An 11,456-nucleotide genomic window follows, 5' to 3' on the forward strand; every position below is an offset into this window, starting at 1 on the left:
ATTATTTATGCATTCACTTTGGTCTGCCATCGGTTGAGCAGCCCGGGGGGAGAGCGGTTATTATTTAATTAGTTTACATCCTTAAGATGATATTTTTATAACTTTGGTAGCATCAAATAATTAGCATATATGTACAAAACATTGCAGCCTGTTCTTCAGCAGGAATTAGAACAAATAGAAAAAGACGGATTATACAAGCGCGAAAGAGTGATCATAACTCCTCAGGGGGCTGATATCAAAGTAAGTACTGGTCAGGAAGTCGTGAATTTTTGTGCCAATAATTATCTGGGATTATCTTCAGATCCAAGAGTAATAACGGCTGCAAAAGATGCAGTTGATAAATATGGTTATGGAATGTCTTCTGTCCGCTTTATCTGTGGTACTCAGGATGTACACAAAGAACTGGAGAAAAAACTTTCAGAATTTCTGGGAACTGAGGATACTATCTTGTATGCAGCTGCTTTTGATGCGAATGGTGGTGTGTTTGAGCCATTATTTAACGATCAGGATGCAATTATTTCTGATGAACTGAACCATGCCTCAATCATTGATGGTGTGCGTTTATGTAAGGCAAAACGTTTCCGTTATAAACATAGTGACATGGCTGATCTTGAAGAACAGCTGAAAGCATCTGCAGGTTGTCGTCACAGGATCATTGTGACAGACGGTGCTTTTTCTATGGATGGTACTATAGCCCAGCTGGATAAGATATGTGATCTGGCGGATAAATATGAAGCACTGGTTATGATTGATGAATCGCACTGTTCCGGATTCATGGGGAAAACAGGAAGAGGAACTCATGAGCATTGTAATGTAATTGACAGGATAGATATTATCACAGGTACTTTAGGTAAAGCACTTGGTGGGGCTTCAGGTGGTTTTACAGCTGGTAAAAAAGAGATTATAGATATGCTTCGTCAGCGCTCCAGACCATATTTGTTCTCCAATACTTTAGCTCCGGCAATAGCAGGTGCTTCGGTTGCTGTACTTGACCTTTTAAATGAAAGTACTGCACTCAGAGATAAATTAGAACATAATACGATGTATTTCCGTCAGAAAATGACAGAAGCTGGTTTTGATATCAAAGAAGGCATCCATCCGATTGTTCCGGTTATGTTATATGATGCTAAATTAGCACAGGAATTTGCCGCAAAAATGCTGGAAGAGGGCATTTATGTGATTGGATTTTATTATCCGGTAGTTCCTCAGGGAAAAGCACGTATCCGTGTGCAGTTATCAGCAGCACATGAACAACATCACCTGGATAAAGCAATTGCTGCCTTTATTAAAGTTGGCAAGGAATTAAAGGTAATTTAATATATACTACATAGAATTGCATGAAGGCTTCTCCGTTTAAACGGAGAAGCCTTCATGTTTTTAAGGTTAATCAAATATTAATGAAATAGCTGTATATTTGGCATCATGTTGCAAGCTAAGATTACAGAATACACTACAGAAATAAACGCTTTTTCTACTGAAAACGCAGATGAACTAGAGCAGTTCAGAATAAAATTCCTTGGTACCAAAGGGATTATAAAAGATATTTTTGATGAATTTAAAGCAGTATCCCCGGAAGAGAAAAGAACCCTGGGTAAAGTTTTAAATGAATTTAAGCAACTTGCAGAAGCGAAGTATCAAACTTTGAAAGAGCAGAATCCGGTAGAACTGACCAGAAAAGATGCTGGTTTGGATCTGACGCTTCCAGGCGCTGGTTTTGAGGTAGGAGCGCGTCATCCACTTGCTTTAGTCAGAAGAGAGATTGTTGAAATCTTCAATAAACTTGGTTTTACTGTAGCAGAGGGGCCTGAAATAGAAGATGACTGGCATAATTTCACAGCTTTGAATTTCCCTGAAGAGCATCCGGCAAGAGATATGCAGGACACTTTCTTTATTCGTAAAGGCGGTGAAAACGGTGATATTGCACTAAGGACACATACTTCTTCGGTTCAGGTAAGAATGATGGAAGCGGGTCAACCGCCTTTCAGAGCGTTAATGCCGGGACGTGTTTACCGTAATGAGGCTATTTCAGCCAGAGCACACTGTTTCTTTCATCAGGTAGAAGGTTTGTATGTGGATGAAAATGTATCTTTTGCAGATTTGAAGCAGACTTTATTCTATTTTGTTCAGGAACTATATGGCGAAGATACCAAAGTACGTTTCCGTCCTTCTTATTTCCCTTTTACTGAGCCTTCAGCAGAAATGGATATCTCTTGTACCATTTGTAAAGGTGCGGGTTGCCAGCTGTGTAAATACAGTGGTTGGGTAGAGATCCTGGGTTGTGGTATGGTAGATCCGAATGTACTGGAGAACTGTGGCATTGATAGTAAAAAATATAGTGGTTTCGCATTCGGAATGGGGATCGAAAGGATTGCCAATCTGAAATTCGAAATCAAGGACTTACGTCTGTTCTCTGAAAATGATCAGCGTTTCCTGAAACAGTTTAAAACTTCATTAATTTAATCTCTTTGATATGAGAAGAATTGCAGGCCTTGTTTTAATGCTTTTTTTATTTTCTGCTTGTGGAAAACAGACTAACCAGGTGCCGAATGTCGGCGTAAACCTGATTGGTTTCTTCACACCCCAGCAGTTATCAGATTTAAAAGCGAATGGCGCAATTTTTTTTGATGGCTATGGAGTAGCAGGGGTAATCATTGCTTATAACGGAGGTAATTATATGGCCTATGACCGTTGTAGTACGGTGAACCCTGAAAAACGATGTGCCGTGACACTGAATACACCTTTTACAGTATTGGATCCTTGTTCAGGTGCGATGTATTCACTGTTTGATGGTACACCTACAAAAGCACCAGCTGTCATCGCACTGAGGTCATATAATATAACAGTTGGAGCAAATAATAATTACCGGGTAACTAATTGATGGAACCAGAAAAAATTAAAGAGAGCATCATTAGAGCTGCCAAAGAGTTATTCAGAAAATACGGATATCACAAAACCAGTGTAAATGAGATTGCTAAAAAGGCAAGAATAGCCAAAGCTACCATTTATAAATATTTTGAGAGTAAAGAACAGGTGCTGGATGCCATCCTGATGGATTATCTGGATCTGAATTTAAATGAAATCCTGAAAAATAAAGCTCAGTTTACGGACGAGGAAGAGCATTTAAAAGCGCTCGTGATGAAAACCTGCAGATTGACCTATACTGTTTGCAATGAGTTTATCGGATGGGATTTTGTGAGGGAGAACGCAAATTCACAGGAATTCCTGAAACATCTTTCAGACCAGCTGGAATCACTTCTTTTATCTGCGTATCTCGGATTAGATCATTTTAAGAATAATCCTTCCAGAAGAGAAGGACTGGCCTTTTTATTAAAAGCGAGTAAAAGTATCGTCTTTTCTTTTGCTTTTACTTCAGTAAGCGATTCTGATGTACGCAAGAACTTTGTGAGTTTTCAAAAAGAAATGCTGCCTTTTTTAGTGAAGGCAGCACTTTAACCAACATCTTCTATTTGTTTATAATTTATTAATATCCTGTATATATACCAATTTGGTTTTCGGTATATAATCCTCTATATTTACTTTATAACATCATAAGATGAGTAAAGAGGTTTTAGAGATTTCGATATTGGTAGAGGAAAAATTCGATGTCAGCTTTGACCTTGACAGCGGCTTTTTGGGGTTGATCCTGAAAATCTTTGGCATTAACCGCTGATAAAATGACCTTCTGAGGCCAGGGTATGTTCCACGTCCCTGATGAAATAATTATGCCCGGTATTTCCCCCCGGACTAAAAAAAATAGGAAGTGTTGAATACAAGTTTTAGCTTTGCAGCAGAATGAGTAGAAATAAAAGAGCTGGAACAGTTACCATCCTGGAAAACCTGAGTATTATTGATATTGCTGAAGAAGGTAAAGGAGTAGCTAAAGCCGATGAATTAGTGGTATTTGTAGATAAAGCCGTGCCAGGCGATATCGTTGATGTCAAAGTCGTAAAAAAGAAGAAAAATTTTGCAGAAGCAGTTATTGAAAAACTGCATACCGCCTCCGACTTGCGGACAGATCCTTTTTGTCAGCATTTCGGTACTTGCGGTGGCTGTAAATGGCAGCATATGCAATACGATGCCCAATTACATTTCAAACAAAAAAATGTTGAGGCAGCTCTTCAGCGTCTGGCAAAAATAGATACTTCTTCAATGGAACCGATTTTAGGTTCTGCAGAGAATAAATATTACCGTAATAAACTAGAATATACTTTCTCCAATAAACGCTGGTTAAATCAGCAGGATATGGCTGACCGTGATGACCTGGAGATGAATGCACTGGGTTTCCACGTGCCATTGCGTTTTGATAAAATTCTGGATATCCAGCATTGTTATCTGCAGGCCGAGCCATCCAATACTTTAAGAAATGAAGTAAGGGCTTATGCACTTCAGCACGAATTAAGTTTTTATGACCTTCGTAATCATGAAGGCGCCCTGAGAAACTTAATCATCCGTACTTCTTCAACTGGTGAAGTAATGGTCGTAGTCGTGTTTGCTTATGCGACACAGGAGCAGGTAGATGGGCTGATGGAGCATCTTAAAACCAATTTCCCTGAAATTACTTCCCTGCTTTATATTCTTAATCAGAAAAAGAACGATACGATATTCGATCAGGATGTAATCACCTATTCAGGAAGAGATTATATTTTCGAAGAAATGAATGGCCTTAAATTTAAGATAGGAGCCAAATCATTTTATCAGACCAATTCTTTGCAGGCTCATGAATTGTATAAAATTACTAAAGAGTTTGCCGGTTTTAAAGGAGATGAGCTGGTATATGATCTTTACACAGGGGCCGGAACAATTGCTAATTTTGTTGCAGGCAGTGTAAAACAGGTTATTGGTGTAGAATATGTACCTACAGCTATTGAAGATGCTAAATTCAATGCAGAGCTGAACGGGATAGAAAACACGATTTTTTATGCCGGTGATATGAAAGATATCCTGACCACTGACTTTATAGCTGCCCATGGTAAACCAGATGTGGTGATTACCGATCCGCCACGTGCCGGAATGCATGCTGATGTTGTAGAAAGACTATTGGAGATGGAAGCAGAGAAGATTGTTTATGTAAGCTGTAATGCAGCTACACAGGCAAGAGACCTGGCTTTGTTAAAAGAGAAATACGTTGTTAGCCGCATTAAACCTGTTGATATGTTCCCGCATACACAACACGTAGAAAATGTTGTGCTGTTAAACCTTATCAAATAATTTATACCAAAAGAAGAAACCGAGATGGATATAGAAGAGTTATTGCCTCAGCAGCCTGAGGAAGGGAAAAGCGAGAAAAAGGTCAGCCCTTTGGTCAGCCTGGAAAAAGACCTGGAATTATACGCAGGTTCTATCAGAGAAATTGCTTTGGAGATTATCGCTGAAGGTGTATCTCAGCAGCCTGTATTTGTAGCCCATCAGCATACCGTATCCATAGGAGAGATGATCCTGGATAAGGATGAATTAAACACCAACTGGACTATTCAGGCTTCGATGGTTGAAGAGTTTATAGAGAAGGGGATTATTAAACCTGAATTGAAAGAACTTTTTCTGAAGAATTATAAAAATCCTGAAGATTATATGTGTGTATTTGTGATTGTTCCTGAAGGGGCAAATTTCATCTTTTATCCATACAAACAGAATTCATAATAAAAAATCCCTGCCCCATGGCAATCGGGCAGGGATTCAGTACAAAAATTGATTACTCAAAAAACTAAGAGCCTGTTTAAATTTTACTGACGTTTCCACTTCTGGAAGAGTTATTCTTTAAAGAAGCATTGCCCCTGTAACGGATACTTCCACCACTGCTTGAAGTTGTTTCCAATCCTTTAGCCACATTCACTTTAATGTCTGCACCAGAACTCGCAGTCGCATTGGCATAATCAGTAGCCAGTTCTGTCGCTTTTACAGTGGCACCTGAACTTGCTTTTACATCCATATTAGTCGCTGTTCCTTCGATATCTACAGAAGCACCGCTGCTTGCTTTTAACTGAAGCTCATTGCTGACAATCTTTGCTGAAATACTTGCTCCTGAACTTGCTTTTGCATCCAGTTTATCTGTTTTAAGTGTGTTTTCAGTTTTTAAAGAACTTCCGCTGCTTGCAGAAATACTGTTTAACTTCTTATAAGTGATATAAACTTTAGCGCTTTTGTTTTTCCACATACTGGAGTTGTGGTTATCTTTCCAGCTAACTTTTACAGTGCCGCCGTTGTTTTCTATCAACACTTCATCCAGAAGGTCTTTTTTAGCAACAATCTTTGCCGACTCCGAATTTCCCTGGGTAATAAACAATTCAATTCCCGCATGTACGGTAACAGCCGAAAAAGAGGATAAAGAAATATTTTTTGTTTCCTGGGCTTTTAGGCTTAGCGTACTAAACGTAGTAGCGATCAGAAAAAGTAAGGTTGGTTTTAGTAAAAATGATGATTTCATAAAATTAGTTCTTAGGGTTTATATTGATTAGACGTCGGGAAGCCCCAAACGTTGCAACAATTTGAAAATATTTTTCAGATATTTGGTTAAGAAGCTATAAATCCTTCTTTTTGCACCTTAAAACAATTTGATAAAGATGGCCGATTCACAATTACTTATTTTAGATAAAAAACAGATCCAGCAAAAAATTAACCGTATGGCTTATCAGATACTGGAAGATAATTTAAATGAAAAAGAAATTGTGCTGGCGGGTATCTGGGACAGAGGATATAAACTCGCGTTAAGACTGAAAACAGTCTTGACGGAGATCTCAGATTTGACAGTAACCATGCTTAAAATTGAGCTTGAAAAAGAAAACAGCTGTCTGAAAGCCACTACAGATATTGAACCGGTTAAAGTAAAAAACAAGGTGGTTATCCTGGTAGATGACGTTTTAAACAGTGGAAAAACACTTGCTTATGGTTTTGGTGTTTTTCTGAATACCCCTCACAAAAAGATCCGTACTGTAGTTCTGGTAGACAGAAGTCATAAAATATATCCTGTGGCTACTGATTTTGTCGGTCTTCAGATGGCTACTGTACTTAAAGAACATGTAGACGTTGTATTGGATGTGGAAGGACAGCAGGATGGTGTTTATCTGAGCTAGGTATGCTTCTGATCAGCTTTATCTATGTCATCCTTATTTTTTTAGTTCTTCGTTTCTCTGTCACTGTATTTAATTTTCTGTCTAATCCAAAACTGGGGATTTACGGCAGACATTTTAACGATCAGGTCTCCATACTCATAGAGGCTACGCCAGATAAACAGAGCTTGATGACATTGCTGAAGACTATTCAGGAACAGGATTATCAGCACCTGGAAGTCATCATTCAACAATATAAAGAATCTGGTGAGTTCAATGAGCTTAACAGATTTTGTGCCGATGATAGTAGATTTAGTCTCAGAAAGCAAAAAACAGGATCGGTTGAAGATGAAGCAAATGGGGTATATTTCTTATTTCTGGGGACACACACACTTCTCCGCAAGGGACTGATCAACAGCTTGATCTACAGAACTAAAGTTTTTAACCTCACCCTGCTGAATATTATTCCAACTCAGAACATCTCCGGGTTGTTTAATTATTGTCTGCTGCCACTGAGTAATTTCGTTTTGCTGAATTTAATTCCCCTCCGATTGGTACGATTGTTTTCCAGCCCGGCATTTTCCGCGGGCACTAATCAATGTATGTTCTTCGACGCAGCGATCTATAAGAAATACGAATGGCACAGAAGATTAAAAGGTGAATTGCCAGAAGCTGTAGAAATTGTTAAAGCTGTAAAACAGGAAGCTTTAAAAGCAGAAACACTTTTAGGAAATCATCTGATTCATAGCTATTCGGTTGAAAAACAAACTGATCTGATTCATAAGACCGGGCAGCGTTTGCTGAGAAGTTTTGGAAATAATATTTTAGTTGCACTGATTTATTTAGTGCTGGTCGTGGGCGGACCTGTTTTTATGCTCGCTCATTATGAATACAGCCTGTTAATCCTTCCTGTAGGACTTATTTTTCTGAGCAGGGTCATGATTTCCTTTTTGTCCGGTCAGAACCCGTTATGGAATGTGCTTCTCCATCCACTACAGATGTTGTTTCTGGTTATTTCTCTATTGCAGGCGATTTACAGCAGGATCTTAAACAAGACCAAAAAGTAAGTTTATTGATATGAAACTCTTTTTGCGTAATTTTGTATTGTAAACACCATTGATCAGGATGCACCGTCATCGAATACACAATATATGAAATACGATTTAGCTGTAACAATAGATAAAGATTCAGGATTCTGTTTCGGGGTAGTCTATGCTATCGAAATGGCTGAAGATATTCTGGCCGAAGAAGATTATCTGTATTGTCTTGGGGATATAGTGCATAACGATGAGGAGGTGAGACGCCTGACCGATAAGGGGCTGCGTATTATTGACCATGAACAGCTGCATCAGCTGCACAATGAAAAAGTACTGATCAGGGCCCACGGAGAGGCTCCGTCAACCTACCAGCTGGCACTGGAAAATAACCTCATTCTAATTGATGCTTCCTGTCCGGTAGTATTAAAATTACAGAACAGGATCAAGAATTCTTACGATGACAAAGAGCAGATTTTAATCTTTGGTAAACACGGACATGCCGAAGTGATCGGTTTACAGGGGCAGACCGACGGGAATGCAATTGTTTTTCAGGATCTTGCAGAACTGGATAATATTGATTTACCGGCAAAGTTTACACTGTACAGCCAGACAACCAAAAGCACGGATAAATTTTATCATATCAAGGATCAGTTACTGAGCAGGGGCTATGAAGTTAAAGCTAATGATACAATCTGCAGACAAGTTTCCAATCGTTATGAAGACCTTGAGAAATTTGTAGTTAATTACGACAGGATCATTTTTGTATCAGGTAAAAAATCATCCAATGGCAAAGTCCTTTATGATGTTTGTAAAAAATACAATGAACATTCCTATTTCATTTCCAATATAGAAGAGCTTGAAATGGATTGGTTTAGTCCAAAAGATAAGATTGGTATCTGCGGAGCTACTTCCACACCTATGTGGCTGATGGAGCAGGTGAAGGCTAAACTGGAGTCTTTTTAGCATCAGAAATGTTCATCATTAAAAAGTAATTATTCAAAAGCCATTTCAAGGCCGGTTAAGCTTAATGTATATTTGTTGAAAAAACGAGCCTTAATGTATATTCAGGCTGGTTCTTTATTTTAACTATGGGAAAAAAGGGCGTATTATTAGTGAATTTAGGAACTCCGGACAGTCCGGAAGTAGGGGATGTGCGTAAATATCTGGATGAATTTCTGATGGATGAACGTGTGATTGATATCAATGCTTTCAGCAGAACTTTACTGGTTAAAGGGGCAATCGTACCCTTTAGAAGTCCGAAGACCGCTAAACTCTATAAGGAAATATGGGATGAAAACGGGTCACCCTTACTATATTACAGTAAAATACAGGCTGCACTTGTTCAGGAACAGCTGGGACCGGAGTATCATGTAGAACTGGCTATGCGTTATCAGCGTCCCTCTATCGATTCTGCTTTGGAAAAGATGAAAGCCGGTTTGGTTGAAAGTATCCAGGTAATTCCTTTGTTTCCCCAGTATGCTTCGGCGAGTACAGGTTCGGTCATTCAGAAAGTAATGGAAATTGTCAGCAAATGGCAGACTATACCTCCTGTGTCTTTTGTGAACTCGTTTCACGATAATGACATGATGATCAGTACTTTTGCTGATAATGCAAAAAAATATCAGCCTGAAACCTATGATCAGATTTTATTTAGTTTCCATGGTTTACCTGAGCGTCAGTTAAAAAAATGTGATCATTCCGGGAAGCATTGTCTGCAAAAATCTAATTGCTGTGAGACCTTAACAGATGTAAATAAGTTTTGTTATTCTGCACAATGCCATGATACTGCCAGATTGATTGCGGCCGAGTTAAATATCCCTGCTGATCAGTATTCAGTGTGTTTTCAGTCGAGGTTAGGTAAAGAACCCTGGGTACAACCTTATACTACAGATGTATTGAAAGAGCTTGCTGCAAAAGGCAAAAAAAGGCTTTTAGTATTCTGCCCGGCTTTTGTGGCCGACTGTCTGGAAACACTTTACGAAGTGACAGTAGAATATGGGGAAGAATTTAAATTACTGGGAGGAGAGGAAGTACAATTGGTTGCCAGTCTCAATGATCATCCGCAATGGATCGCTACCCTGGTAAAAATGGTTAAAGACCATCACGCAGCCTAAATAAACCTTTCCAGGTAGGTTAAAATCTGTTTAGTTGATCCTGTTTTATCCAGTACATATTTTTTGGCGGCAAGTCCCGCATGATGATCTTTCTGTAGCTGGTCAAAGGCTCTGGAAAGATCATTAAAAGAACTGATACTAATTGCTGCATTTAAGTTTAATAGGTCTTTTGCCTCCTGGAACTTATCATATTTTGGTCCGAATATTACCGGTAATCCAAAAGCAGCAGCTTCGAGCGTATTATGGATTCCGGCTCCGAAGCCACCGCCGATATAAGCGATCTTGCCATAGGGATAAACCGAAGAAAGCAGCCCCATATTATCAATCAGCATAATCTGGCAATCAGGAAAAGACAATTGTTCATGGACTAAAGTATAACGGATTGCCTCCGGAAATAATTTCAGTAACTGGTTAATGTGGGCAGTGTCAACTTCATGAGGAGCAATAATAAACTTCCATTCCGGATGAGCAGAGGCTAATGCAGCAATTAACTGCTCGTCCTGCGGCCATGTACTTCCTGCAATAAAAACCGGGGCTTTTCCGGCAAATTTCTCAATGACAGGTAAAGATCTTGCGGATAATACATGTTCGGCTACTCTGTCAAAACGCGTATCTCCACTCAGGCTTACCTGATTGATATTCAGACTTTGCAGTAATTCTACACTTTGTGTATTCTGTACAAAAAAATGAGTGACCGCGTTCAGCATACTCCGGTAAAATCCTCCGTACCACTTGAAAAAGAGCTGATCTGGTCTGAAGATTCCTGAAATAATCAATAAGGGGATCTGGTTTTTCTGAAGTACCTTAAAATAATGATACCAGAATTCATATTTGGTGAAAATGGCAATTTCCGGCTTGATAAGGCTGATCAATCGCTCTGCATTTTTGCGGGTATCCAGCGGGAGATAGAAGACACCATCAGCAAGGGCGTAATTTTTACGGACTTCATAACCTGAAGGAGAGAAAAATGTAACAATGACTTTTTGATCGGGATACTTTTTTTTCAGTGCTTCCAGAACCGGTCTTCCCTGTTCAAATTCACCTAGGGAGGCAAAATGAAACCAGATATGTTTTTTTGTACTGTCAATTTGTTTTTCTATCGTTTCAAAGATGTTTTCCCTGCCTTTTATAAATAATTTAGCCTTAATGTTAAAGAATGAAGCGATGTGTATAATCATCCTGTAAAGGGCGATACCAAAATTATAAAGCAAAAGCATTTTGTACGTTGTATTTATTATCTTAGCCGAAGATACTTGATTAAA

The 11,456-nt window shown here is 39.0% G+C and carries 12 protein-coding genes; 10 read left to right on the plus strand and 2 right to left on the minus strand.

Annotated elements, in window-relative coordinates:
• The first annotated feature begins 129 nt into the window (after window positions 1-129).
• The 6 genes from kbl to HDF25_RS15000 all read left to right on the plus strand — a co-directional run bounded on the left by kbl (window position 130) and on the right by HDF25_RS15000 (window position 5,637).
• Window positions 130-1,317, plus strand: a complete 1,188-nt coding sequence (gene kbl, locus HDF25_RS14975; RefSeq protein WP_184626105.1) for a glycine C-acetyltransferase — start codon at window positions 130-132, stop codon at window positions 1,315-1,317.
• 105 nt (window positions 1,318-1,422) lie between these two features.
• Window positions 1,423-2,460, plus strand: a complete 1,038-nt coding sequence (gene pheS, locus HDF25_RS14980; protein ID WP_184626107.1) for a phenylalanine--tRNA ligase subunit alpha — start codon at window positions 1,423-1,425, stop codon at window positions 2,458-2,460.
• A 10-nt stretch (window positions 2,461-2,470) separates the two neighbouring features.
• A complete protein-coding gene (locus HDF25_RS14985) occupies window positions 2,471-2,878 on the plus strand; it encodes a hypothetical protein (protein WP_184626109.1) in 408 nt (135 codons plus the stop codon).
• A complete protein-coding gene (locus HDF25_RS14990; RefSeq protein ID WP_184626111.1) occupies window positions 2,878-3,453 on the plus strand; it encodes a TetR/AcrR family transcriptional regulator in 576 nt (191 codons plus the stop codon). The genes HDF25_RS14985 and HDF25_RS14990 overlap by 1 nt, the downstream gene beginning before the upstream one ends.
• Window positions 3,454-3,792: 339 nt before the next feature.
• Window positions 3,793-5,208, plus strand: coding sequence for a 23S rRNA (uracil(1939)-C(5))-methyltransferase RlmD (gene rlmD, locus HDF25_RS14995; RefSeq protein ID WP_184626113.1), 1,416 nt, complete (start codon window positions 3,793-3,795; stop codon window positions 5,206-5,208).
• Window positions 5,209-5,232: 24 nt separating this feature from the next.
• Entirely contained in the window at window positions 5,233-5,637 is a 405-nt protein-coding gene (locus HDF25_RS15000; protein ID WP_184626115.1) for a hypothetical protein, read from the plus strand.
• Between the two features lie 76 nt (window positions 5,638-5,713).
• Here HDF25_RS15000 and HDF25_RS15005 read toward each other — a convergent pair whose 3' ends face one another.
• Window positions 5,714-6,421, minus strand: coding sequence for a head GIN domain-containing protein (locus HDF25_RS15005; protein WP_184626117.1), 708 nt, complete (start codon window positions 6,419-6,421; stop codon window positions 5,714-5,716).
• A 136-nt stretch (window positions 6,422-6,557) separates the two neighbouring features.
• On the opposite strand from HDF25_RS15005, the gene HDF25_RS15010 reads away from it, so the two are divergent.
• From HDF25_RS15010 to hemH, 4 genes are all read left to right on the plus strand, one after another.
• A complete protein-coding gene (locus HDF25_RS15010; protein ID WP_184626119.1) occupies window positions 6,558-7,067 on the plus strand; it encodes a phosphoribosyltransferase family protein in 510 nt (169 codons plus the stop codon).
• 2 nt (window positions 7,068-7,069) lie between these two features.
• Window positions 7,070-8,110 carry a glycosyltransferase family 2 protein gene (locus HDF25_RS15015; RefSeq protein WP_184626121.1) on the plus strand — a complete coding sequence of 347 codons (1,041 nt, stop codon included), beginning with the start codon at window positions 7,070-7,072 and terminating at the stop codon, window positions 8,108-8,110.
• A gap of 84 nt (window positions 8,111-8,194) precedes the next feature.
• On the plus strand, window positions 8,195-9,043 hold the full coding sequence (locus HDF25_RS15020) for a 4-hydroxy-3-methylbut-2-enyl diphosphate reductase (protein WP_184626124.1): 849 nt from the start codon (window positions 8,195-8,197) through the stop codon (window positions 9,041-9,043).
• Between the two features lie 125 nt (window positions 9,044-9,168).
• A complete protein-coding gene (gene hemH / locus HDF25_RS15025; RefSeq protein ID WP_184626126.1) occupies window positions 9,169-10,194 on the plus strand; it encodes a ferrochelatase in 1,026 nt (341 codons plus the stop codon).
• On the opposite strand, the gene HDF25_RS15030 is transcribed toward hemH, so the two are convergent.
• The gene (locus HDF25_RS15030) at window positions 10,191-11,372 is read right to left on the minus strand and encodes a 3-deoxy-D-manno-octulosonic acid transferase (RefSeq protein WP_317618210.1); all 1,182 of its coding nucleotides are present in this window, start codon (window positions 11,370-11,372) and stop codon (window positions 10,191-10,193) included. The two genes, hemH and HDF25_RS15030, sit on opposite strands and share 4 nt — an antisense overlap.
• Between the last annotated feature and the right edge of the window lie 84 nt (window positions 11,373-11,456).

This window comes from Pedobacter cryoconitis (genome assembly GCF_014207135.1).
Taxonomy (GTDB): Bacteria; Bacteroidota; Bacteroidia; order Sphingobacteriales; family Sphingobacteriaceae; genus Pedobacter; species Pedobacter cryoconitis_D.